Origin of the sequence: Salinicola halophyticus, from assembly GCF_003206695.1 — a bacterium.
Lineage (GTDB): Bacteria > Pseudomonadota > Gammaproteobacteria > Pseudomonadales > Halomonadaceae > Salinicola > Salinicola halophyticus.
In genome coordinates this window covers 102,563-127,100 of the sequence record NZ_PZJN01000001.1, presented here as the reverse complement: position 1 = coordinate 127,100, position 24,538 = coordinate 102,563, and the positions used below count along the sequence as shown (strand labels likewise).

Sequence of the window (24,538 nt, the reverse complement as noted above, 5' to 3'; positions counted from 1 at the left end):
GTCGGATGAACGAAAGGCGGTCAGCAATATCAGGCGCGGGACATGCCTCGCCAGCGGCTGAGCAGTATCGACGGGATCACCACCAGAAACAGGCTCCCGATCAGGATCCAGAAGCCGTCCTGATAGGCGTATATCGAGGCCCAGATCGCCTCGATGCGGCCCATCAGATAGCCGGCCATGGCCGGTTGATGGGTTTCCGGTACGCCGAGTCGGCCCACCATCTCGGTCAACTGGCCCAGCTGCTGACGGGCGATGGCGTTACCCGCGTTGACGCCGGCATTCAGGAGCTGGCCGTGATAGGCGGTCTGACGATCGAGCAGGATGACCAGCCCCGCCGTGCCCAGCGCGCCTCCCAGCTGCAGCGCAAAGTTGATCGCGCCCGAACCATGACCGGTGAGGTGGGCGGGTAGGCCGGCAATGGCGTTGGATAACGTCGGCGGCGGGAATGACGCCATGCCGATGGAGAGAACGCCCATCGCCATGGCGAGATAGACGAACGAGGTATTCCAGTCCATCTGCGCCATCAGCCATACCGAGAACAGCGTGCAGGCGAGGCCAGGCAGCGTGATCCAGTGCGGCGGGTAGCGATCGCTCAGCCAGCCCACCAGCGGTACCAGAATGCCCAGCACAGCGGTGGAGGGCAGGAATATCTGGCCGGCCGTGATCGGGCTGTAGTGCAGCACTCCCTGCACGAATTGCGGCAGCAGGTACATGATGCCGTAGAAGGTGCCGCCGAACAGGCACATCGCCAGGGTGCCGACGACGAACAGGCGGTTGCGGAAGATCGCCAGCTCGAGCAGGGGGTGTCTGGCGCGATTCTGCCAGGCGATGAACGTGGCCCCGCAGAGCACCGAGACCAGTATCAGCTCGGGAACGCGAGGATCGTGCCAGCCCCAGCGCTGGCCGTTGGAAAGCGCCGCGAGTAGCGAAAACACGGCCACGAACAGCAGCACCACACCGGCCCAGTCGAAGGGGGGGCGCGGACCCTTCTGTTCGCGGGTGGGCAGGAAGAACAGACCCATCACGATCGCGGCGGCGCAGATGGGCAGCGTGACGAAGAACACGTAGCGCCAGGTGAAATGTTCGACCAGCCAGCCACCGACGACGGTCGCCAGCGTCAGCGGCAGGCCCAGGCACATGCCGTACATGGCGGTCGCCATGCCCCGCCCCTCAGGCGGATAGACGGCGAACAGCGCCTGCATGGCGACCGGGCGAATCAACCCGGTCATGCCGCCCTGGACGATCCTCGCCGCCACCAGCGCCGCCATGCCCTGGCCCAGGCCGCCGAGGATCGAGGCTGCGATGAACGTCAGCAGCAATCCTACGAAGGTGGCTCGCTGACCGACGGCGGCCACCAGCCACGGCGCGACCAGCAGCGACACGGTGGTCGAGGCCAGAAAGCCGGTAGACAGCCACTGGACCTGCGAGTCGCTCATGCCGAAGGCGCCCTTGATGTAGGGGATGGCCACGTTGACGATGGTGATCGACATGCCCAGCGCCACCAGGCCCAGCATCACGGTCAACGTCACCCACAGCCGATAGCGTGGACCGTAGCGCTCGAAAAGCTGCTCGACCTGGGTCATGCGTCATCATCCGAAGTATCGATGGCGACGGCGATCCGATGGGTGAAGGGCAATGGGTATCCTTGAACGGTGCAGGAGGCAAAATGCAGCTTGCAAAGATCGGGCAATGAAGGAAGCAGGCGAATCGATAACGCGTCTATTTTTTGCTCGCTAAGCGATTATCCCGACTTGGTTGTATGACTTTCAAGGTGCTTGCGACTAAGGTCGCACGATAACCGGCTCTCGCACGAAGAACGAAGCGTTGGCACTCGTCGGACGCCGAATCGGGCCTTGGCGGCGGCATCGGTTGCCGTGGGGATCGTCTACGCTAGAGACTCACGTTCACCGACGGCGCTGCCAAACGGTCATGATCTATTTCCCGTGGCGTCGTGTTTTCGACAGCTCGTGTTCTCGATATTCGAAAGGAGGTATTGCATGGCCATGCCCGATTCTCCCGTGTGGTTGATCACGGGATGTTCCACCGGTTTCGGCCGCGAACTGGCCAAGTTGATCATCGAGCAGGGCGGGAAAGTCATCGCGACGGCGCGTTCCCGCGAGCGTGTGGCGGATCTGGTCGAAGGCGCCGAAGATCGCGTTCTCGCGCTGGCGCTGGATGTCACCGATGCGGCGCAGATCGATGAGGTCGTCGCGGCGGCGAACGACAAGTTCGGCCGGATCGATGTGCTGGTCAACAATGCCGGGTACGGCTATCAGGCTTCCTGCGAGGAGGGCGAAGAGAGCGCGATTCGAGCGCAGTTCGACGCCAACGTCTTCGGTCTGTTCGCGGTGACGCGAGCGGTGCTGCCCGGCATGCGCGAACGCCGTGCCGGACACGTCATCAGCATCAGCTCGGTGGCCGGCTTCATCGAGTTTCCAGGTTCCGGTTACTACGCTGCCAGCAAGCACGCGGTGGAAGGTTGGTCGGATTCGCTCAAGGCCGAGGTCGGGCCGCTGGGCATTCGCGTCACCTGTGTCGAACCGGGGCCGTTTCGCACCGATTGGGCCGGACGCTCGCTGCAGCAGACACCGAGCAAGATCGACGACTACGCCGAGACGGCCAAGGCGCGCATGGCAGGAACCAGCAGCAACAGCGGCAAGCAGCCGGGCGATCCGGTGCGTGCCGCTCAGGCGATGATGGATCTGGTCGCGCAGCCGCAGCCGCCGCGTCATCTGGTGCTGGGGGCCTGGGGTGTCGACAAGGTGATCGAGAATCTCGAGGAGCGGCTGGCGGAGATTCGCGAGTGGCGAGCGGTCGGGGAAGCGACCGACTATCCGGGCAAGTGAAAGCCGTCGGAAACGGATGACCGGAACGTAGGCAACGACGTTCCCAACGACAAACGCCCNNGGGCGTTTGTCGTTGACGGGTGGGCGTTCACGAATAAGCGTTGGCTTCACCTTGAGCGGCGGGGTGCGGATTGATGACCCGCGAGCCGCGGAAGCCGTAGAAGGCGATGAACAGATAGCAGATCAGCGGCAGCACGAAGGCGTGATGAATGCCAACGGTATCGGCGATCGCGCCCTGGGCCACCGGCAGGATGGCGCCGCCGACGATCGCCATGATCAGCAGGCTCGACGCCTTGCTGGTCAGCGGGCCGAGCTTGGCGATACCCAGCGTGAAGATGGTCGGGAACATGATCGAATTGAACAGGCCGATGGCGACGATGCTCCACATGGCGATATGACCGGAGGTCAGCATGGTAGCGGCGGTCAGCAGGGCCGCAACGATGGCGAACACGCCCAGCATCAGGCTGGGGCGAATCTTCTGCATCAGCGCCGAGCCGATGAAGCGACCGATCATGGCGCCGCCCCAGTAATAGGCAACGTAGCTGGCGGCGCTGCTTTCGCTCATGTTGCCGATGTCCGGCAGAGAGATGTAGTTGATCAGGAAGCTGCCGATGGAAACCTCCGCACCCACGTAGGCAAAGATGCCGATGACGCCGAACAGCACATGCGGGTGACGCAAGGCCTGGGCGGCAGTGACGTTCTCGGTGGGGCTATCGTCGCGGGCCTGATCCTTGAAATTGGGCAGCTTCCACAGATAGATCACCACCGCCAGAACAGCGAGTACGCCGGCCAGCAGCAGGTAGGGCAGCTGCACGCTCTGGGCCTGCTGAACCTTGTAGGCCATTCGGTCGGCGCTGGACATGTCGGCGAGCTCACTGGCCCCCAGCACCGCGGCGCCAAGGATCAGCATGCCCCCGAAGTACGGGGCCAGCGTGGTGCCCAGCGAATTGAACGCCTGGGCCAGATTGAGCCGGCTCGAAGCGGAGCCCTCGGCCCCCAGCAGACTGACATAGGGGTTGGCCGCGACCTGCAGCATGGTGACGCCGCTGGCCAGCACGAACAGCGCGGTCAGAAACAGCGGATACGAGGGCGCCCGCGCCGCCGGATAGAACATCACCGCGCCTACGGCGGCGATCAACAGTCCCAGGCTGATGGCGTTCTTGTAACCGATCCTGGCGAGCACCTTGCCCATCGGCAGCGACATGATGAAATACGCGCCGAAGAAGGTGAACTGGATCAGCATGGTCTGGGTGTAGTTCAGCGAGAAGACCGCTTTCAGGTGGGGAATCAGAATGTCATTGAGACAGGTGATGAAACCCCACATGAAAAAGATCGTCGTGACGACGGTCAGCGCGCTGCGGTAATTGGGTCTGTGCGTTTCGGACATGTTAGGAGAATCCTGTGATGAAGTGTCCAGAGAATGGGCCGTTGCCCCGACGTTGATCGTGTCAGCGCGCTGGCTGGACAAGATAATGCATTAAGAGAGGCGGCTTATAAAGCAGCTGTTCATTATTAGAACGGTAATGGAATGCTCCATATGAAGGCGCGAACCTGGGTCCGGGACCTCGCTTGTTGAAGTCGCCGAACGTTTCTATACCTGAAGCCATCTTCGAAAGAGCGCGACCACTCGATCGCGGGCATATCGCGGACATGGATAGCCGAGACATCGCCAAGGAGGGCAATAATGCTGATTTTCTGGTCATGGGTCTTTCTGCTGCTGGGTATCGCGACGGCACTGATCATTGCCGTCGATGTTTTGAAGCGCCCCCAGCCCATGGCGATCATGAATCTGACCTGGCCGATTACCGGGCTCTACATGCCGGTGTTCGGCTGGTGGGCCTATCGCCGAATGGGCCGAGCGCCGACTAAATGGGAGCAGGCGCATCAAGCCCACGAACAGCGCGGCGGCCATGAACATCACGGCGGTGACAAGCCCAAGTGGCAGAGCGTTTTCGTCTCCGCCACCCACTGCGGCGGCGGCTGCACGCTGGGCGACGTGGTGACGGCCCCGATCGCCACGGCCACCGGCTTCGCCCTGCTGGGCTCCGCGGTGCTGGGGCATTTCGTGCTCGCGTTCATCGGCGCCTATCTGTTCGGCGTGCTGTTCCAGTATTGGCCGATTCGGGCAATGAGCGATTCAGGCCCCGGCGCGGCGCTGAGAGACGCGATCAAGGCCGATACGCTGTCACTGATCGCCTTCCAGATCGGCATGTACGTCTGGATGCTGGTCGCGCTTTACGGTTGGATGGGGGAGATGAACGCGTTCACGGCGCCGTTCTGGTTCATGATGCAGATCGCGATGCTGATCGGCTTCGCCACGTCCTACCCGGCCAATTGGGTATTGATCGACCGCGGAATCAAGCACGGCATGTGACACCGGCACGAACGGCGCAGATGGCGGGTCACGATTCTGATATCGTGCCGAGGCTCCTTCATCGCGCCCGGCTTTTGCGGGCGCTCGCTCATCAGGTGGCCGCATGGCTCTGCGTTCGCGTACGCGATCTCTTCTTCCTGCATCGATCGTCGATTCGGCCCTGCCCTGGGGCGCGCTGACGCTGCTGTGGTTGGTCGGTCTGTACATGCGCTTGCCGATCCTGATCGCACCACCGCTGGCCGGGGATATCGCTGAGTCGCTGTCGCTGGGCAGTGCGGCAGTCGGGGCACTGACGACGGTGCCTTACGTGGTGCTGGCGTTGAGCATGATGCTGGCGGTCCGATTCGCCCGGCGTATCGGCATGCTGCAGGCATTGACGCTGGCGCTGGCGATCGTGGCCCTGGGCTCCGCGGCACGGGGGCTGACGCTCTGTGCCCCCGTTCTGTTTACGGCGTCGGTCGTCATGGGTCTGGGGCTGGCGGTGATGCAGGTCACGGTGCCCGCGTTGCTGCGGGACTGGACGCCGAGCCATCTGGGGCTGGGCAGCGCGATCTATCTCAACGGCATGACGGTGGGCGAATTGATCGGCGCGGGAGGCACGCGCCCCGTCTTGCTGGCGTTGGCCGGCGATAGCTGGCAGTGGGCGCTGCTGTTGTGGTCGTTGCCGGCGCTGGTGATCGTCGCGTTGCTGGCGATGCGTCTTCGCCAGAGCTTGCGACATCGCAAGGTCGCGGCCGCATCCGAGACGGTGCCTTCCCGTTCGATGTCGTTGCGCTCGTCACGGGTATGGCTGATGGGCGTGCCGCTGGCGGCGTCGATCGGGATCTTCATGGCCACCAACGCCTATCTCAGCACCGTCCTCGACGCTCGCGGGGAGGCTGGCCTGCTGACGCTGGCGCTGCTGTTCTACAACGCCAGCCCGCTGGCGGCGTCGCTGGTCATGTTGTGGCGGGGGCGCCGCTGGATCACCCGCCGTCGGCCGCTGGGGATCTTCGCCGCGCTCGGGGTGCTGGGGCTGGTCGGTTTTCTGGGGATGGAGGGCTGGCCGGCGCTGATCGCGCTGGTGATTTCCGGTTTCGGCATTACCTTGGAACTCACGCTGATCATGGCGTTGCCGCCGTGTCTGGAACGCGGGGAGGCGGTGGCCTCGCTGACCGCCGGCATGTCCTTCGTCGGCTACTCCCTGGCCTTTGTCATGCCGATGCTGGGCGGCTGGCTCGCGGAGGCATACTCGAACCCGAACCTCGCGCTGTGGCCGATGCTGCTGTTCGCCGGCCTCAGTCTGATCGCGGTCTACCGGATGCCGATGTCGGCGAGCCCGAATGGCGAGTCCGAATGATTAGCCCGAATGACGAGTCGGCGAGCGTCTCCTAAGCTATTTGTCGAATCGATGATCCAGACTCAGGGAGAACGTCATGGCGACGCCGCAACCCGAAACGCACACGTTCGACGCCGATGAGGCCAGCGGCTTTCCCAACTCGTCGCTGCCGGTGTTGATCTACCGTCAGGTTCTCGACGCCTCCGAGTCGGATCCGGCCGCCGGTTTCGAGGCGCTGTTCGCTCGTCACCAATGGCCGCCACAGTGGCGCTATGGGCTCTACGATTTCGATCATTTCCATTCCACCGCGCACGAGGCGCTGGGCGTCTTCCGTGGCCGAGCGCATATTCGCCTGGGCGGCCCCAACGGCCGCGAGCACGATATCGCTGCAGGCGACGTGCTGGTGCTGCCGGCGGGCGTCGGTCATGCCTGTCTCGAGGCCAGCGATGACTTCACCATGGTCGGCGCCTATCCGCCGGGGCAGTCGTGGGAGGTAGAGCGCGGAGAGCCCGGCCAACTCGATGCCGCCCGCCGCCGGGTGGCTGCGGTCGCGTTGCCCGACGACGATCCCGTCGGCGGGGCGCTGTTGTCGCTATGGCGCGGTCATCATTAAAAAGGCGCCAAGGCAAGGGAACGATAGCGGAAGGGCATCGCGTTGAAATCGGGCCTTGAGCTTGAAGGATGTGACTTTCGTCTATAGTTTCCTGTGTGATTAGCAGCCTACACTTTTCTCGAGGAACACTCCGATGTCCGATTCTCGTTCCATTGCCGTGCTGGGCCTGGGTGCCATGGGCCATGCCTTCGCCGCCAATCTCCTGCAAGCCGGCTTTGATGTAGCGGTTTGGAACCGCTCTCCCGGCAAGGCCAGCGGCCTCGTCGAGAATGGCGCGCGCCTTGCCGAGTCTCCCGCCGATGCGGTGGCTCAGGCCCAGGCCGTAATCACGATGCTCCCCGACCTCACGGTGACGCGGGATGTGCTGTTGAGCGACGACGGCGCGCTGGCCGCGATGACGGAAGGCGCGATATTGATCCAGATGGGCACGCTGGGCGTGGCCGAAACCGACCGGCTGATCGCTGAAGTCGGTGACGCGCGCAGTGACGTCGTGTTCATCGACGCGCCGGTTTCCGGCACCAAAGCGCCGGCGCAGCAGGGTAAGATCGCCATTCTGGCCAGCGGCGATCGTGATCGCGCGGGCACCGTGGTCGAGCCGGTCTTCGAGGTGCTGGGCAACAAGACCCAGTGGCTGGGACAGGCCGGGCAGGGCGCGCGGATGAAGGTCGTCATCAACGCCTGGTTGATCTCGATGATGCAGGGCATCGCCGAGACCGCGCAGCTTGCCGATACGCTCGGCTTCACCACCGACGATCTCTGGCAGGTGCTCGAGGGTGGCCCGCTGGCCACGCCCTACATGAAGCTCAAGATGGACATGATTGCCAGCGGCGAATTCGATCCGCAGATGGCGATGCAGTGGGGGCTGAAAGATCTCGGGCTGGCACTGGAGGCGGGCGACGACAAGGCGCTGCCGTCGCTTTCCCATATCCGCAATCTCTGGTTCGATGCCGTCAATGCAGGGCATGGCGAGCAGGATATCGCGGCGATCTATGCGTTTCTGGAAACGTATCGCCGCTAATTGATCGGCGCTCACAGACTGACCCTCGACAGGATACAACCCTGAACTCGCCGGGTCTGGATCGATGAAATCCAGGCCCGGCGAGGTTCGCGTCAGATGCTAAGGCCCGTCATTTCGTCCACGCCGAGGTGCACGTTCATGTTCTGTACAGCGGACCCGGCGGCGCCCTTGCCGAGATTGTCGAGCCGCGACACCAGGCAGACGCGCTCTTCGTTGCCGAACACGAACAGATCGACGCGATTGGTCTCGTTGGCGCCCTGCACGTCGAAGAAGCCGTTTTCTAGATTGTCTATGTCCTCGAACGGCCACACCCGGACGAAAGGTTCATCGGCGTAGTGCGCGCGGTAGGCATCAAGCAGATCTTCCGCCCGGGTCCCCGCGCCAAGATGAGAAAGCTGCAGCGGCACGCTGACCATCAGGCCTTTCAGGAACGGGCCGACGATCGGTGAGAACACCGGCGGCTGCGCCAGCCGGCCATGCTGTTGCATCTCCGGCAGGTGCTTGTGGCCGAGTGCCATGGCATAGGGGCGCGGCGCGCTCAGGCGGTCGCCGCCGTTGGGCTTTTCGTCGAGAGCGGCCTGGTACTCGGCGATCATGGCCTTCCCGCCACCGCTGTAGCCGGTCAGCGAAAAGGCGGATAGCGGATAGTCCGCCGGCAGCAGCCCGGCATCCACCAGCGGCCGCACCAGCAGAATGAACGCGCTGGCGTGACAGCCGACGTTGGCGATGCGCTTGCTGGCGCGAATCCGATCGCGTTGGCCGTCATCCAGCTCCGGCAGCCCGTAGGCCCAGTCGGGATCGGTACGGAAAGCGGTGCTGGCGTCGATCAGGCAGGTGTCCGGATTCTCGACCATCGCCGCGGCTTCGCGGGAGGCGGCGTCCGGCAGGCACAGGAACGCGACATCGGCGGCATTCAGCAGCCGTGCGCGCTCGACCGGGTCCTTGCGCCTGTCGCTGTCGATACGCAGCAGTTCGATATCGTCGCGTGCCTGAAGATAATCGAACAGCCGCAGGCCGGTGGTCCCTTCCTGTCCGTCGACATAAACCTTGAATGAGCCCTTGGATGCCATGAGCGTGCTTTCCTGCCGTGGGTCTTTGACGATGTCGTGATCGCGATATTGTGCGGTTTTCGCGTCAGGTTGTCATGCCGTCGAGCGGCCGGGCCGCCAGCCGGGATTCACCCTGACATTCCTGGGCGCAGCGTTCGATCCGTCGGCACGCCTCGCGCAGGCGCTCGGCGTCCACGGTCAGGCTCAGCCGCACGAAACCCCCAGCGGAAGGGCCGAAAGCCTCGCCCGCGAGTACCGAGACCCCGTGCTCATCGAGCAGACGATCCGCGAAGGCGTGCGTGCTGAGACCGGTGGCGCGGATATCGATCATCATGAACATCCCGGCGGCTGGCGGCAGCGTGGCAACCACCTCGCTATCGCGTAGCGTCTCGACCACCGCATCGCGGCGCTGGCGGTAGGTCTTGCGCATCGTGGCGAGTGCCGCCGGTGGCTCGTCGAATGCGGCGATGGCGGCGTCCTGAATGAACGGCTGACATCCGTAGAGCATGCAGAGCGCGAGGTTGACCAGATGCGACATCAACGCCGGCGGGCCGACGACCCAGCCGAGCCGCCACCCAGTCATGGCGTGGGATTTCGACAGACTGCTGATCACCACAGTGCGCTCGCGCATGCCCGGCAGACTATCGGGGCTTGCGTGCTCGCCCTCGAAGATCAGATCAGCGTAGACGGCATCGACGATCAGCCATAGATCTCGCTCGCGGCACAGCGTGGCGATCGACTCCCACATCGCCGGCGTCAGGCACTGGCCGGTGGGGTTGTGCGGGCTGTTGATCAGGATCGCCTTGGTGCGCGGGGTGATCGCCGCGGCGATGTCGGCCGTCCGCGGCTGGAAGCCCTCGTCGGCAGGCAACGGGACCCAGACCGGCACGGCGCCGGTGGCCTGGACCACGGCTTCATAGGTGACGTAGGCCGGTTCGGGAATGATCACCTCGTCATCCGGGTCGAGCAAGCACTGCGCCGTGGCATAGAGGCCGCACTGCGCGCCGGCGAGCACGGCGACATTGTCCGCGCTCGCGTCTGCGTGGCCGCCATGGGCACGGTGAAAGGTGGCAATACGCTCGCGCAGCGCCAGCTTGCCCTGAACATCGGCGTAATGGGTGGCGCCGCTGCGCAGACTGGTCACGGCGGCGTCGACGATGGAGGGCGGCGTGTCGAAATCGGGATCGCCCACCGACAGGATGATGACGTCTTCACCGCGGGCCTGGCGCGCCTTGGCGCGAAAGTGGATGTTCCAGGCGCTGGCACCTTCGCCGGCGATGCGCTGTGTCAGGGCGGAGTAGTTCATGGCGGTTCCCAGGTCGCGAATCGAAAGCCTACTGATAACAGAGCAGACTAACGGTTACGCGTCCCGACGAACAGCCGCCGGATGGCGAGACCCCGTCCGGCGGCTGGCAGTCGCTCAACCCTGATCCCGAGTTCTCGGGCAATCTGGCGGATTTATCGCAGGCTGGCTTCGACGGCGTCCAGCGCCGGTTGGCCATCGCGGGTTTTCACCCCGCCGAGGAACTCGGCAACTCGCTCGGGATGATCCTGCAACCATTGGCGGGCGACATCCCTGGCCGAGCGTTCCTGACGCCCGTAACCGTCGATGAATTCGCTCTGTTCGTCGGCGGTGAGCGTGAACTGCTCGAGCAGCTTGAGCAGATTCGGATTGGCCTCGGCGAAGTCCTTGTTGACGATGGTGCGCACGTCGCTCTTGCCGTTGTCGGGGCCGTAGACGGACTCAGGATCATCGAGAATGTGCATGTCGTAGGCCGGCGCCATCCAGTGCGGGGTCCAGCCGTACCAGACGATCCAGCGCTTGGCCTCGTGGGCCGCTTTCACTTCCGACAGCATGCCCGGCGTCGAGGAGTCGAGGATCTGCCAGTCGCCCAGGCCGTAGACGTCCTGGTCCTGCGCGTCATGAATGAAGGTGCTGACCGTCGAGCCGGATTCGATCGAGTAGAAGCGGCCGTCGAAGCGGTCGCGATGTGCGTCCAGGTCCTCGGCGCTGTGGATCCCCGCGTCGTAGACGTAACCCGGTACCGCGAAGCCCATCCGCGCACCGGTGACGTTGTTGCCGAGATCCTCGATCTTGCCACTGGCCATGGCCTCGTCATGGCTCTCCTGCTGGGCCGGGATCCAGCCGGCCAGGAACACGTCGCTATCGCCGGTCTGGAGCGTCTGATAGCCGACCGTACTGCTGACCTCCTGGGTCTCGCTGTCGTAGCCGAGCGGTGCGATCAACTGGCTGAAAACCTCGGTCTTGACGGTGACGCCGGGCCAAGGCGGAACGACGAAATTGACGCTGTCGGCCTTGTCCTGCTGCGGGCTCTGAGCGAAAACCGCCATCGATACGGTCATTAGCGATAGCGGCAGTAGCGTGGCGGCCAGAAGCGCGGGGCGCAGTGTCATGGTGACTCCTCGTCGTTGTGTAGAGTAGGTCGTTATGTAGAGCAGATCGTTGTCGTGAGAGCTGGTCGTTGTTGTGAAAGCAGATCGTTGTGAGAGTAGATCGTTGTTGTGAGAGCAAGGCGTTACGGCCAGCCAGCGCTGGGCTCAGCCGGTCGCCACGCTGGGCAGACCTTCGCCTTCGTACGGCGGGCGCGCCAGCACCCGCTCGAGCAGCGGGCGGAAGTGCTCGAGGGGAAGCGTGTCGTAGTCGGGATCGAACGAGGTCTGGTCCCACTTGTCGCAGAAACGCACCGTGCGTTCGTAGCCGGGATGACCGCGGTAGTCGTCGCGAACGTGGCGGTCCAGTCCGTAGAAGTGGCGATAATGATAGCCCTGAAACAGCTCGTGATGACGAATCATCCACACGTTCAACGGGTCGATGAACGGCTCCAGGATCGCCGCCGCGATCTCGGCGTGATTGTCCGGCGCCAGGTCGTCGCCGATATCGTGGAGCAGGGCGCAGACGATGGTTTCGTCATCGGCGCCGGCGCGTTCGGCGCGGGTCGCCGTCTGCAGGCAGTGGGTGTAGCGATCGACCGGATAGCCGTGGGTATCGCCCTCGAGGCGCAGCAGATGCGTGACGACGCGCTCGACGACGCCTTCGCGATAGTCACGAAAATGCGCGTCGATCTCGCGCCAGTCTTCCGCCTGGCTGTTATCGAAACGGGTGAAGTTGGCGCTCATGCGGACTCCTTTCGCGAGTGTGAGGTGGCTCCAGCCTGGCGACGCAAGATCAGGCGCCGGCTGGCGGTGGTATCGCGATCGACGTAGCCCTGGCGCAGATGACGAACGCCCTGGCTGAGCCGGAATGCGGTTCGCCCATGCAACAGCCGGTAGTTGTCCATGATCAGCATCTCTCCCGGCGCCAGTTTGGGCGTCAGCGTCAGGTCGGGATCGGTAATCAGGGCGAAGAAGGCGCGCCGGGCAGCGTAGTAGCGCTCCAACTGCTCGGGCGGCAGCGGGGGGATGCGCTCGGTGCGATTGTTGTAGCGCACCCGGACCACTTCGCCCCGGCTATCGAGTTCGATCAATGGGCCTTCGCTTACCAGATGCGCGCTGTCGTCGACGTAGCGGAACCGCGTCGAGATCCGGGTCAGGCAATCAAAAGCGTCGGGATCTTGTCGACGCAGCCGCTCGGCGGCCATGAAGCCGTCGGCCAGCGTGCTGTCGCCGCCGCTATCGGCGTTGCTCAGGCAGTGCAGCCAGATATAACCCGGGATCGGATCGCGGTAGGGGTTGTCGGTATGCGGCTCGAGGCCGCGCTGGGTCATGGTCAGATCATAGGCATCGGCGATCGATTTGACGTCGGCGATGCCGCCCCAATTGGTGCGGCGCAGTGGCCCCAGGCGCTCCACCAGCGGCATCATCCCGTCAAGCGTCAACGGCACGCCGCGGACCTTGACGAAACCGTAACGCTCGAGCGATTCCAGCATCGCGGCTAACGCCCCGTCATCCTCGAGGGCGCGCTCGAAATCGGCGCTGGGCAGTTCGGCCAACGATGCATCCCAGTGTTCGTGGATCACGTCCGACGACGCGGGAACAAGGTCGCCCAGGGCAAAATCGGCGTGATGACCATCGCTGAACGCGAGATGGATCCGGTCGCCGCGGCAGCTCGCCTCGACCAGTGCCAGGTCCAGCGGCAGCGCCGCAGCCTCGATCAGACGCTGACCGGTGCGCGGATCGAGGGTTTCGGCATCCGGCGAGCGCTCGCGCAGCCACAGCGCGTGGAGCCGCGTCTCCCGGTTATCCACGATCACTCTCAGCTGGCGGGCGTGGGTTTCCGGAATGATCTCGACGAAAACGTCCATGGCGACATCTCTTGGTGTCTCAGTGTGTTGACACCCTATGAGGTATGACGCGAGGCGATTTGAGTTTTTTGGCCATATCAGCGAGGATTTTCGCCATGACCGATCATCCGACGCCGCAATGGCTCTATCCGCGCCCCGACCTGCCGCCCGTGCTTTCGCCGGACGAAGCGGACATCACGGTCAATCTCTGGCTGCTGCCCAAATTCTCGATGCTGACGCTCTATTGTCTGCTCGAGCCGCTGCGCGTCGCCAACCGATTCGGTCGTTCGCTGTTCGCTTGGCGGCTGTTCTCCAACGACGGTGAAGCGGTGACCGCCAGCAACGGCGTGACCGTCGACGTCGACGCTGCACTGGGTGAAACGCCAATCTTCGATAATCTGTTCGTCATCGCTTCCTATGAAGCCGAGGCGACCGTGGCGCCTTCACAGTGGGCCGTGCTGCGCCGGGTTGCCGCCCACGGCGGGCTGCTCGCCGCACTCGACACCGGCGCCTTCATCCTGGCGCGAGCCGGATTGCTGGAAGGCTACGAGACGGCACTGCACTGGGAAAGTGCCCCGGCGTTCGTCGAGGAGTTTCCGACACTGGCACTCAGCGATGCGCGCTACCGCTTCGATCGACAGCGCCTGACCGGTGGTGGCGGCGCGGCAAGCCTCGACCTGATGATGGCCTTCATCGAGCGCGAACACGGCGCCAATCTGGTGGCTGCCCTGAGCCGCCAGCTGGTGCATTCCCGTCTCGAACCACGTATCGACGATGAGCGTAACGTCGATATCGGCCCGGCGTATTGCCCCCGCAGCGTTCGCCGGGCGGAAGCGATCATGGAGGACCATCTGGCGCAGCCGTTGACGATTCCCGACATCTGTCAGCGAATCGGCCAATCCCAGCGTCAGCTCAACCGACTTTTTCAGCGCTATCGGGGCGAGACGGCGAAAGGGCGCTATCTCTCGCTGCGTCTCGACCGCGCCCAGCAGATTCTCGCCGATAGCCGTACCAGCGTGACCCAGGCCGCGCTGGCGGCCGGGTTCGGCCAGCCCGCGCATTTTTCCCGGGTCTATCGCGAGCGATTCGGAGAGTCGCCACGAACCACGGCACAGCGTGGCAAACGCTCGCCGTGAGCGGGGCGTCGTTTCCGATTAGCGGTCGCTGCTTGCAGTTAGCGTGCATCGTTGCCGATTAGCGGTCGTCGTTCGGTGTCAAGTTCGCGGCGTTTCATGGCAACCAATGTGCCGGTTCGGCACCCACAATGGGCCCATCGCAACGCACCACCCGGTGCGCTCACCCATTGCTCCGCGCCGCTGACGGCTCGGGGTCGGACCGAGAGGTTATCTTATGAACCGCGACGTCATTTTGACCTGTGCCGTAACCGGTGCCGGCGATACTGCCGGCAAGCATCCGGATCTTCCCGTCACGCCCAAGCAGATCGCCGACAGCGCGCTGGACGCCGCCCGCGCCGGCGCCAGCATTGTCCACCTTCACGTGCGCGATCCGGAAACCGGCGGTGTCAGCCACTCGACGGATCACTTCCGTGAAGTCGTCGAGCGCATCCGCGAATCCGATGTCGATGCGGTGATCAACATCACGGCCGGCGGCGGTGGCGATCTGTTTCCCGAGATTCGTGACGGCGTGATTCACGGCCTCGAAGGTACCGATCTGCAGACCGCGGCCGAACGTCACCACCCGGTGGGCGAGCTGCTGCCGGAGCTGTGCACGCTGGACTGCGGCAGCCTCAACTTCGGCGACATGGTCTATCTCAACACCGCCGACTGGCTGCGCGAGCATGCGCGTCTGATCCAGCAGGCCGGGGTCAAGCCGGAGCTGGAGTGCTTCGATCTGGGCCATGTCTGGTTCGCGCGTCAGCTGGTCGAGGAAGGTTTGATCGACGGCGATCCGCTGTTCCAGCTCTGCCTGGGCATTCCCTGGGGCGCCGAAGCCGACACCGAAACCATGCTGGCGATGCGCAACAAGCTGCCGGAAAACGCGATCTGGTCGGCTTTCGGCATCGGTCGTCAGCAGTTCCCGATGGCGGCGCAGTCGATGATCATGGGTGGGCACATGCGTGTTGGCCTGGAAGACAACCTCTACCTGAGCAAGGGCGTCTTCGCCAGTAACGCCCAGCTGGTCGAGCGCGCAGTGACGATCGCCGAGAATCTCGGCGGCAAGGTGCAGACGCCGGCGCAGACGCGGGAGTCGCTCGCGCTGCGCAAGCCCTGAGAGGAAGTTTACAAACTGCCTGTGCTCGACAATACGGCGTTAAAATCGGCCTTAAAATGCTCATTTACCCCCGTGTAAACTGGAGCGCCAGCCCGGTCCGTTTTTCGGCCGATTTTGCCTTGTCTTGTCCTCGCTCGCCGACTTTGTAAACCCCCTCCGGCTGCTTGAACCTCTAGCGCGTCGCTCGCTTCGCCCATCGCGATCGCGCGCTCGATGCCGCTGAGCGTGCGGTTTCACATATCCCCTTATTCCCGCGAGGTATCCATGACTACTTCCGAACTTCCCCGCAATGTCGCTGTGATCGGTACCGGCGTGATCGGCAACGGCTGGATCGCCCGCGCGCTGGCGGCCGGCTGCCGGGTCACCGCCTTCGACCTCGACCCCGCCGCGCCAGAGCGCACCCGTGCGTTCGTCGAGCGCGCCTGGCCGTCGCTCGAACGGCTCGGGCTGGCCGATGAGGCCGACCCGAAGGCGCTGACCTTCGTCGACTCCCTGGAGGCCGCGGTAGAAGGGGCCGAGCTGATCCAGGAGAACGTGCCGGAACGGCTGGCGCTCAAGCACGACGTGTTGAGCCAGCTCGACGCGTTGGCGCCGCTGGACGTGGTGATCGGTTCGTCGACCTCGGGTATCAAGCCGAGCGATCTGCAGTCCGCCTGCACCCGGGCACCAGGGCGCGTGATCGTGGCGCACCCGTTCAACCCGGTCTATCTGCTGCCGCTGGTGGAGCTGGTGGGTGGCGAGCACACCGCGCCGGTGGTGATCGAACGCGCCCAGGCACAGTACGCCGCACTGGGCATGCGCCCGCTGGTGGTGCGTCGCGAGATCGAAGGCCATGTCGCCGACCGCTTGATGGAAGCGCTGTGGCGCGAGGCGCTGCATCTGGTCAACGACGGCGTGGCAACCACCGAAGAGATCGATGCCGCTGTGGTCTACGGTTGCGGCCTGCGCTGGTCGTTGATGGGAACCTTCCTGACGTTCCATCTGGCCGGCGGCGACGGCGGCATGCGCCACATGCTTCACCAGTTCGGCCCGGCGCTGAAACTGCCGTGGACCAAGCTGGAAGCGCCGGAGCTGACCGACGAGTTGATCGATAAAGTCGCCGATGGTTGCGAGCATCAGGCCGCCGGGCGCAGCGTCGCCGAGCTCGAGACGCGCCGCGATGCGTTCCTGACCGAGCTGCTCGAACTGACGCAGAAATACTGGCCGGAAGCCGAAGGGCTCCAGGGCCGGATTTAATGAACGAGACGGATTTGATGAGCGAGGCGCCTCTGATGACCACGATTCCGGATGATCCGCTGTTCAAGACCCGGGTGCAGGACGCCTGGGTCGACTATAACGGCCACATGAACGATGCCGAATACGCCCGCGTGTTCTCGCTGGCGGTGGAGGCGTTGATGGATCGCGTCGGTCTCGACGAGGCCGGTCGCGCCGAGCACGGCTACACGATCTATACCCTCGAGACCCATCTCTGCTATCGCCAGCAGGCGCATCGCGGCGAAGCGCTGAGCGTGGCGCTGACGCTGCTCGACAGCGACGCCAAACGCCTGCACGTGCTGTTCACGCTGACTAACGCTGATGGCGATACCCTGGCGACCAGCGAGCAGATGCTGATGGGGATCGACATCGAAAGCGGTCGCCCTGGCGCCTTCCCCGAGCCGGTGGCCGCGAGCGTCGAGGCGCTACCGAAAGCCGGAGACGAATGGCCGAGGGCAGCCGGCCGCAAGATCGGGATCCGGCGCTGACCGTTTCCTCGGCTGTTTGAAACACCATCGACCCCGCTGGAAACAGCGGGGTCTTTGCGTTTTGGGAGGAATGAGTCGGGCTCCGGGCTCAGGCGTCTTCCAGCCGCGCCTGGCGCTCGGCGCGCTTCAGCATGCGCAGGCGCGAACGAGCCTCATCGCGTTCCAGATAACACCCTTGCAACCAACGACTGCCGCCCTGGCTGACATCGAAGGCGTCCCGGGCGTGGAGCAGGCGCCGGTTATCGAAGATCACCAGATCGCCGGGAGCGTAGCTGAAGCGCAGCGCGAACTCGGGCTCGCGTAGCAGACCTTGAAGCGTCATCAGCGCCGCGTAGGCGGGTTCCACGTCGTCGAACGGTGCCATCAACGGGCCGCGCAGGAAATCGGCGATGCGGACTTCATCAAACTCGCCGCGAGCATCGAGCTTGATCATCGGATCGAACCAGACGTAGTCGCTGGTCCTGGCGGTATTGGCATAGCACCAGCGCACCCGGGTCAGCGTGGCAAAGTGCGCCGGATGACGTTCGCGCAGCGCTTCGGCCACGGCAAATCCGTCCATCATCACTGCTTCGCCGCCGACGGTATCGTTCTCCAGGCAGTGCAACAGCTGTAGACCCGGCTGGTACTCCCGCGTCGGCAGATCGACGTGGGGCGGCAGGGCGAGCGAGGTGTAAGCGTTGGAATCCGGATCCGGCTTGGCGCGGACATCGAACAGATTGCCGAAATTGGTCGGTCGCGGCGGGCCGATTCGCCGGGCGATGGCATCCAGACTGCCAGGCGCCGTGGGCAGATTGCGAAGTCGGACCAGCCCCTCGCCGATGACGGCTTCCAGCGCCTGTTTCAGCAGCGAATCGACGCTTGTCGCGTCGTGATCTCTTTCCATCCAGCCGGTCGCGTCGAGCGTGGTCGGTTCCTCGCGATCCGACCCCAGCCACAGCGTCCGTGGCACCAACGGGGGCTCGTGCTCGACGAGGTTGGCGTAATCGTGGGCTCGCAGCCAGCCGGGGTGGAACGATAGCCGGCGTCGTTCGGGCAGGAAGTCGATCGTGATCGCGCCATTGGCTTCCAATTTGGCGTGCTCGATCGTGGGCCACGCCTCCAGCCGGGAAAGATCGAGGATCCGCTCCCGCGTCGCCGGATTCACGGTGCTGTCGTCGGCGGCGTTTTCGCGCAGCCAGATGCTGTGGTAGCGGCTCTGGCTGCCGTCCTGCCAGGTCACGTTCAAGATCTGCGGATCATGATCGATCGCGGTGATGGCTACCTCGACCGGCCAGGCGTCGAAATCCGGAGTGGCGGGCAAAGGCTGAGATCGAGACTGGGTCTCGGATTGAGACGAGACTCGAGAATGGTGCAGGGATCGAGAGTCGGGATCGGCTGACATGGAGGCTCCGGAGGCTCGCTGATAGGGATCGAACCAGCGTCGCCGATCAGCCGGTGGCGAAATTGACCTAAAACGCCATTTTTTTGAGGTTATTGGCCGTGATCCGCGTCTGGCATTGGAAGTTCGGCGCGCCTTCGCGAGGCGCTGGGCGGTTGTCGATAGTGCTGGCGATAGGCGCGCGAGAAACTCGAAGCCGAGCTGAAGCCACAGGCCAGGCCGATGCTCAGGATGTCGCGGTCGGTCTCTTCCAGCAGATGTCTGGCGCGGTCCAGACGCAGTTCGAGATAGTAATCCCGCGGGCGCTTGCCGAGTTCGTCCACAAACAGACGCTGGAGTTGGCGCAACGACAGGCCGATCCGCTCGCTGAGCACCGCCATCGACAATGGCTGCTCGAGATGCTGTTCCATCAGCGCGACGGCATCGACCAGCGGACGGCGATGGGTGCCCAGCCGTTTCGCCAGTGGAAGCCGTTGATGGTCCTGGCGCGGGCGCAGGCGGGCGTGAATCAGCTGTTCGGAAATATCGTCGGCCAGGGCCTGACCGTGACGGCTGGCGATCATGCTCAGGGTCATGTCCATGGCGGCAGCGCCGCCGGCGCAGCTGAACCGGCGAGCGTCGATCTCGAACAGCGATTCCACGGCATCAAGCCCGGGAAAACGCTCGCGGAAGGCCGGCAGACTTTCCCAGTGGAGGGTCAGACGATGGCCCTCGAGCAGCCCGACCTCCGCCAGTATCAGCGGGCCGGTGTCGATGCCGCCCAGCAGGCAGCCTTCGCTGGCCTGGCGATGCAGCCATTGCGAGAGCCGGCGCGAGTGGTCGCGTTCGGGTTCGAAGCCGGCGCAGACCGCGAGCGTCGGCAAGGAGGGCGCATCGGAGAGCCCGCAATCGACGAGCAGCGTCATGTCGTTGCTGGCGGTCACCGGCTGACCGTCCTCGCTGATCAGCGTCCAGCGATAGAGCTCCTGACCGGCCAGTCGATTGGCGATCCGCAGCGGCTCGACCGCCGAGAAGAACGCCATCATCGAAAAGCGCGGAATCAGCAGAAAGCCCACCGGCTCGGGCAGTGGTCCAACGTAGTCCAGACGCATGATGTGGCTTCCCGGCGTTATCGGACACTACGGTGAGGGTGTCTATGGATTTTGCCATCGTGGCGCGCTCATGGTGACAAAAAAAACCGCAGGAAACACGTCGGCCTTCGTCAGCGGCATCATGCTGCAAACGGGAGTGCGACAGGCTGATCGGCACGACCAGCGTCTAACGGCGCGGACGCCGGAAACTGGCTACGCTGCAGGTATGGTCAATTCGACGGTCGACACGCGCAGGTTCTCGACCCGCCGCTGGTGGTGTCTCGGCTGGCTCGTCTGTCTGTTGGCGGGTTCTTTGCTGGCGCTCGCGGTACTCGCACAGTCACCCGACACGAAGCAGGCGCTGGTGCTGACCCTAGATGACAGTATCAACCCGGCGACGCGGGATTACGTCGAACGCGGCATCCAGCGGGCCGAATCGAACAACGCCGAACTGCTCGTCATCGAACTCGACACGCCGGGCGGGCAGGTCGAGTCGATGCGCCGGCTGGCCCAGACGATCCTCTCCGCCAAGGTACCGGTGGTGACCTACGTCACGCCCAGCGGGGCCCGGGCAGCCAGCGCCGGCACCTACCTGCTCTACGCCAGCCCCGTAGCGGCGATGGCGCCGGGAACGCATCTGGGTTCGGCCACGCCGGTCACGCTGGGTGGCGAGGGCGAGGATGCCAATAGCCAGGCGATGCACAGGAAGATGATCGAAGATGCGGTGGCCACGATCCGCGGCTACGCCGAGCGTCATGGGCGCAACGCGGACTGGGCCGAGCAGGCGGTGCGCGAGGCGGCCAATCTGAATGCGCAGGATGCGCTCGATCGCAACGTCATCGACGTGGTGGCATCGGATCTCGACGATCTGATGGCGCAGCTGGACGGCAGTCAGGTGGCGCTGGCAGACGGCGTCACGACGCTTTCGACCCAGGACATCGAACGTGTTCGCGAAGGGCCGGATTGGCGCACGGCGCTGCTGTCGCTGATCGCCAATCCCGTCGTGGCTTATGGCCTGCTGCTGATCGGCTTCTACGGGCTGGTATTCGAGCTCGCCAGCCCGGGCACCCTGGTGCCGGGCGTCGTTGGCGGTATCAGTCTGCTGCTGGGGCTGTTTGCCTTCCAGGTGCTGTCGATCGATCTGGCCGGGCTGGGATTGGTACTGCTGGGTCTGGTGATGATCGTCGGCGAAGCCTTTCTGCCCAGCTTCGGGGCGCTCGGTGCCGGCGGTATCGTCGCCTTCGTGATCGGGTCGGTATTGTTGATGGATGAGGCCAATAGCGCGGCAGCATGGCCGCTGATCGGCGGCACCGCGCTGATCGCCGCCGGTTTCCTGCTGTGGGCGGTGATGCGCTTGATAAAGGTGCGCCGACGCGTCCCGTTGACCGGTCGCGAGGAGTTGATCGGTGCCGAGACCGTGGCGCTTGGCGATTTCTCCGCCGGCCGCGGCAAGGTGCTGCTGCATGGCGAGCGCTGGCGGGCACGGAGTCAGACCGACATCCATAAAGGCGACCGGCTGCGTGTCACGGCGCTGGAGGGACTGACAGTCACGGTGACGCCGCTGGCCGATGGCGACATCGAGTGTTTCGACGATGACCACGAGAAGGGGACGACATGATATTCACCTATCTGGTACCCGTGATACTGCTGATTCTGCTGTTGCTGGCCTCGGTCCGGATCCTGCCGGAGTACCGCCGCGGCGTGGTGTTCTTTCTGGGTCGCTTCCAGGACGTCAAGGGGCCGGGGCTGTTCTTCCTGATCCCGGTGGTTCAGAAAATGCAGGTGGTCGACCTGCGGGTGATCACCATGGATGTGCCGGAACAGGACGTGATCTCCCGGGATAACGTCACCGTGCGGGTCAATGCGGTGCTCTATTTCCGCGTCGTCGATCCGGAGCGAGCGATCATTCAGGTCGAGAACTACGTCAACGCCACCAGCCAGCTGGCCCAGACCACGCTGCGTTCGGTGCTGGGCAAGCACGATCTTGACGAGATGCTCTCCGAGCGGGACAAGCTCAACGACGACATCCAGGAGATCATCGATACCCAGACCGAGGCCTGGGGGATCAAGGTGGCCAATGTCGAGATCAAGCACGTCGATCTCGACGAGAGCATGATCCGCGCGATTGCCCGCCAGGCCGAAGCCGAGCGCGAGCGCCGGGCCAAGGTGATCCATGCCGAAGGCGAGCAGCAGGCGGCCGAGAAGCTGGTCGAGGCGGCCGACATCATGTCGCGCAATCCGGCGGCGCTGCAGCTGCGCTATCTGCAGACCATGAGCGACATGAGCAACAAGAACGCCTCGACGATCGTCTTTCCGCTACCGATGGACATCATGGAGGCGTTCAAGACGATGAAGGGATTCTCCGGCGCGGCCAAGCCGAAGGACGAGTGATCGACGCCGACGGACGCTTTCCGTGACGAGGCGAGCGTGTATCCTGAGCGCATTCTCAATCGATTGAACCGGAGTCTCGCTTGGCTACGTCACGCTCCCATTTACCCCGTCCGCCTTCCGCGCTCGCTATCTTCGATCTCGACGACACGCTGCTCGACGGCGACTGCACGCATCTGTGGCTCGAGTGGATCATCGAGTGCGGCTGGGTCGAGGACGGCGAAGCCCTGCTGAACCAGATGCGCGACCACGACAAGCAGTACCACGCCGGCACGCTGAACATGACCGATCATCTGCGTTTCTCGCTGGCACCGCTCGTGGGTCGCTCGCGCCGGAGCGTTCGCGAGCAGGTCGAGGCCTTTGTCGAGGCGTCCGTTCGCCCGCGCCTGATGCAGGAAGGGGTGGAACGTCTGCAGCAACATGGCCGGGATGGTCATGCCACTCTGGTGATCTCGGCCTCGATGCATCATCTGGTCGAACCGATCGCCCATGCCGTCGGTGCCGATGGCGCGCTGGCAACGCTACCCGAGTTCGATGCCGGCGACCGTTTCACCGGCGAACCCACCGGCATTCAGACCTACCAGCGCGGCAAGCTCGACGCCTTCGAAGCGTGGCTCTCCAGTCACGACACCGGCTTTGCCGAAGGCTGGGAAACCTGGGGCTACAGCGACTCCTTCAATGACCTGCCTTTGCTCGAATTCGTCGATCATCCCCACGCCACCCAGCCGGATGCACGCCTTCGCGAAACCGCCGAAGCGCGCGGTTGGCCGGTTCTGCAGTGGCGCTAGGCCAGCTGATGGCAGCATTGCCCTGTCGCTAATCGTCCCGATTGAGATAACTCATGAGGAGTCACCGTTGCGCGTCTGGTAACTGGGGTATATCTTGTCAACCGTGGTTTAACTTGATAACCAAGGCTCGGTTGTCTTGATGCGCCGGTAACTTCCAGAGGCCAATGTGTCGAATTCCCTGACCGAATCCCGCGACGAAAGCTCGTTGGCGCCGACCAAGGCGCGCAGGCGTTCGGCGTTATCCCGCTTCCTGCCGTTCTTTGGCCCGGCCATGATCGCGGCGGTGGCGTATATCGATCCGGGTAACTTCGCGACCAATATCGAAGCGGGTTCGCGCTACGGCTACGTGCTGCTGTGGGTGGTGCTGTGGGCCAACCTGATGGCGATGCTGATCCAGACGCTGTCGGTGCGGTTGGGCCTGGCGACCGGCAGAAATCTGGCGGAGATGATTCGCGAGCGCTATCCGCGACCGCTGGTCTGGTTCTACTGGGTGCAGGCCGAGCTGGTGGCGATCGCCACCGATCTGGCCGAATTCCTCGGCGCCGCGCTGGCGTTCAATCTGCTGTTCGGCATGTCGATGCTCGAGGGCGCGCTGCTGACCGGCGCGATCACCTACGCGGCGCTCTACATGCAGCGTTTCGGCTTCCGGCTGCTGGAAATCATCATCGGCAGCATGCTGCTGGCGGTGGCCGCCGGTTTCGTCATCCAGATCATCATGGGTCGTCCCGAGGCCGCGCCGGCGCTGGAAGGGCTGCTGGTGCCCGGATTTCCGGACGGCTACGCCGTCTTCCTGGCCGCCGGGATTCTGGGCGCGACGGTGATGCCTCACGTCATCTATCTGCACTCGTCGCTGTCGCAGCGCCGGGTGACAGTCAAGACCGACGACGAGCGCCAGCGTGCCATGCGCTACTACCGCTGGGACGTGATCATCGGCATGGGTATCGCCGGTATCATCAACCTGTCGATGCTGGCGCTGGCCGCCTCGGTCTTCTTCGACAACGGGCGTACCGGTGTCGCCACCATCGAACAGAGCTATCAGCTGCTGGCACCGTTGATGGACCGCGATCTGGCGAGCACGCTTTTCGGCTTCACGCTGTTGATGGCCGGGTTGTCCTCGTCGATCGTCGGCACCATGGCGGGGCAGGTCGTGATGCAGGGCTTCGTCGGCTTCACCATTCCGCTGTGGCTGCGACGTCTGTTGACGATGCTGCCGGCCATCGTTGTCATCATGCTGGGCTTCCCGGAACAGCAGGTGCTGGTCGCCAGCCAGGTGGTGCTGAGCTTCGGCATTCCCTTCGCGCTGATCCCGCTGATCCACTTCACGGCCCAGCATCGGCTGATGGGCAATCTGACCAGTCGCCGCTGGGTGACCGGGTTGGGGTGTCTCATTGCCGCGATCATCATCTTGCTGAATGGTTATGTGTTGGCCTTCGAGTTGCTGTAGGCTTTCAGGCACGCGCGCGGGCGAACGCTGCAAAGGT

Annotated in this window: 22 protein-coding genes; 13 read left to right on the top strand and 9 right to left on the bottom strand. The window is 64.1% G+C overall.

Features of this window, described 5'->3' with window-relative positions; genetic code table 11:
- Positions 1-29: 29 nt before the first annotated feature.
- Positions 30-1,583, bottom strand: a complete 1,554-nt coding sequence (locus DOM58_RS00530) for a DHA2 family efflux MFS transporter permease subunit (RefSeq protein WP_110691365.1) — start codon at positions 1,581-1,583, stop codon at positions 30-32.
- A gap of 414 nt (positions 1,584-1,997) precedes the next feature.
- Here DOM58_RS00530 and DOM58_RS00525 point away from each other — a divergent pair, with 414 nt between their 5' ends.
- Positions 1,998-2,846: an oxidoreductase gene (locus tag DOM58_RS00525; RefSeq protein WP_110691364.1), complete on the top strand. Its 849-nt coding sequence runs from the start codon at positions 1,998-2,000 to the stop codon at positions 2,844-2,846.
- An 88-nt stretch (positions 2,847-2,934) separates the two neighbouring features.
- Here DOM58_RS00525 and fucP read toward each other — a convergent pair whose 3' ends face one another.
- Positions 2,935-4,233: an L-fucose:H+ symporter permease gene (gene fucP / locus DOM58_RS00520; RefSeq protein WP_075562983.1), complete on the bottom strand. Its 1,299-nt coding sequence runs from the start codon at positions 4,231-4,233 to the stop codon at positions 2,935-2,937.
- Between the two features lie 297 nt (positions 4,234-4,530).
- Between fucP and DOM58_RS00515 the strand changes: the two genes are divergently transcribed.
- The 4 genes from DOM58_RS00515 to DOM58_RS00500 all read left to right on the top strand — a co-directional run bounded on the left by DOM58_RS00515 (position 4,531) and on the right by DOM58_RS00500 (position 8,169).
- Entirely contained in the window at positions 4,531-5,220 is a 690-nt protein-coding gene (locus DOM58_RS00515; RefSeq protein WP_110691363.1) for a DUF4396 domain-containing protein, read from the top strand.
- 103 nt (positions 5,221-5,323) lie between these two features.
- Complete coding sequence (locus DOM58_RS00510) at positions 5,324-6,559, top strand: MFS transporter (RefSeq protein ID WP_110691362.1); 1,236 nt, start codon at positions 5,324-5,326, stop codon at positions 6,557-6,559.
- A gap of 76 nt (positions 6,560-6,635) precedes the next feature.
- Positions 6,636-7,151 (top strand): cupin domain-containing protein, encoded by a 516-nt coding sequence (locus tag DOM58_RS00505; RefSeq protein ID WP_075562987.1) that lies wholly within the window; start codon positions 6,636-6,638, stop codon positions 7,149-7,151.
- Positions 7,152-7,284: 133 nt separating this feature from the next.
- Positions 7,285-8,169, top strand: a complete 885-nt coding sequence (locus DOM58_RS00500; protein ID WP_075562988.1) for an NAD(P)-dependent oxidoreductase — start codon at positions 7,285-7,287, stop codon at positions 8,167-8,169.
- A 92-nt stretch (positions 8,170-8,261) separates the two neighbouring features.
- Here DOM58_RS00500 and argC read toward each other — a convergent pair whose 3' ends face one another.
- The 5 genes from argC to tmpA form a co-directional block, all read right to left on the bottom strand.
- Positions 8,262-9,239, bottom strand: a complete 978-nt coding sequence (argC, locus tag DOM58_RS00495; protein ID WP_110691361.1) for an N-acetyl-gamma-glutamyl-phosphate reductase — start codon at positions 9,237-9,239, stop codon at positions 8,262-8,264.
- Positions 9,240-9,303: 64 nt separating this feature from the next.
- Positions 9,304-10,524, bottom strand: coding sequence for a pyridoxal phosphate-dependent aminotransferase (locus DOM58_RS00490; RefSeq protein ID WP_110691360.1), 1,221 nt, complete (start codon positions 10,522-10,524; stop codon positions 9,304-9,306).
- 152 nt (positions 10,525-10,676) lie between these two features.
- Complete coding sequence (locus DOM58_RS00485; RefSeq protein WP_245392092.1) at positions 10,677-11,633, bottom strand: ABC transporter substrate-binding protein; 957 nt, start codon at positions 11,631-11,633, stop codon at positions 10,677-10,679.
- A 144-nt stretch (positions 11,634-11,777) separates the two neighbouring features.
- Positions 11,778-12,356: an HD domain-containing protein gene (locus DOM58_RS00480; protein ID WP_110691359.1), complete on the bottom strand. Its 579-nt coding sequence runs from the start codon at positions 12,354-12,356 to the stop codon at positions 11,778-11,780.
- Positions 12,353-13,480, bottom strand: coding sequence for a 2-trimethylaminoethylphosphonate dioxygenase (gene tmpA / locus DOM58_RS00475; protein ID WP_110691358.1), 1,128 nt, complete (start codon positions 13,478-13,480; stop codon positions 12,353-12,355). The genes DOM58_RS00480 and tmpA overlap by 4 nt, the downstream gene beginning before the upstream one ends.
- A gap of 95 nt (positions 13,481-13,575) precedes the next feature.
- Between tmpA and DOM58_RS00470 the strand changes: the two genes are divergently transcribed.
- The 4 genes from DOM58_RS00470 (at position 13,576) to DOM58_RS00455 (ending at position 17,433) form a co-directional block, all read left to right on the top strand.
- A complete protein-coding gene (locus DOM58_RS00470) occupies positions 13,576-14,595 on the top strand; it encodes a GlxA family transcriptional regulator (RefSeq protein ID WP_110691357.1) in 1,020 nt (339 codons plus the stop codon).
- 214 nt (positions 14,596-14,809) lie between these two features.
- Positions 14,810-15,691: a beta-keto acid cleavage family enzyme gene (locus DOM58_RS00465; RefSeq protein WP_075562993.1), complete on the top strand. Its 882-nt coding sequence runs from the start codon at positions 14,810-14,812 to the stop codon at positions 15,689-15,691.
- A gap of 264 nt (positions 15,692-15,955) precedes the next feature.
- Entirely contained in the window at positions 15,956-16,927 is a 972-nt protein-coding gene (locus DOM58_RS00460; RefSeq protein ID WP_110691356.1) for a 3-hydroxyacyl-CoA dehydrogenase NAD-binding domain-containing protein, read from the top strand.
- Between the two features lie 17 nt (positions 16,928-16,944).
- Positions 16,945-17,433, top strand: coding sequence for a thioesterase family protein (locus DOM58_RS00455; RefSeq protein WP_245392091.1), 489 nt, complete (start codon positions 16,945-16,947; stop codon positions 17,431-17,433).
- An 88-nt stretch (positions 17,434-17,521) separates the two neighbouring features.
- Here DOM58_RS00455 and DOM58_RS00450 read toward each other — a convergent pair whose 3' ends face one another.
- Both DOM58_RS00450 and DOM58_RS00445 read right to left on the bottom strand, forming a co-directional pair.
- Positions 17,522-18,814 (bottom strand): TauD/TfdA family dioxygenase, encoded by a 1,293-nt coding sequence (locus tag DOM58_RS00450; protein WP_110691355.1) that lies wholly within the window; start codon positions 18,812-18,814, stop codon positions 17,522-17,524.
- Between the two features lie 89 nt (positions 18,815-18,903).
- A complete protein-coding gene (locus DOM58_RS00445; RefSeq protein ID WP_110691354.1) occupies positions 18,904-19,902 on the bottom strand; it encodes a GlxA family transcriptional regulator in 999 nt (332 codons plus the stop codon).
- Between the two features lie 205 nt (positions 19,903-20,107).
- Between DOM58_RS00445 and DOM58_RS00440 the strand changes: the two genes are divergently transcribed.
- The 4 genes from DOM58_RS00440 to DOM58_RS00425 all read left to right on the top strand — a co-directional run bounded on the left by DOM58_RS00440 (position 20,108) and on the right by DOM58_RS00425 (position 24,501).
- Complete coding sequence (locus tag DOM58_RS00440) at positions 20,108-21,499, top strand: NfeD family protein (protein WP_110691353.1); 1,392 nt, start codon at positions 20,108-20,110, stop codon at positions 21,497-21,499.
- Positions 21,496-22,272, top strand: a complete 777-nt coding sequence (locus DOM58_RS00435; RefSeq protein ID WP_075562998.1) for a slipin family protein — start codon at positions 21,496-21,498, stop codon at positions 22,270-22,272. Before DOM58_RS00440 ends, DOM58_RS00435 begins: the two co-directional genes overlap by 4 nt.
- Before the next feature lie 80 nt (positions 22,273-22,352).
- On the top strand, positions 22,353-23,057 hold the full coding sequence (locus tag DOM58_RS00430; RefSeq protein WP_157957466.1) for an HAD family hydrolase: 705 nt from the start codon (positions 22,353-22,355) through the stop codon (positions 23,055-23,057).
- A gap of 166 nt (positions 23,058-23,223) precedes the next feature.
- The gene (locus DOM58_RS00425) at positions 23,224-24,501 is read left to right on the top strand and encodes an Nramp family divalent metal transporter (protein ID WP_188113755.1); all 1,278 of its coding nucleotides are present in this window, start codon (positions 23,224-23,226) and stop codon (positions 24,499-24,501) included.
- The last annotated feature ends 37 nt before the right edge of the window (positions 24,502-24,538 follow it).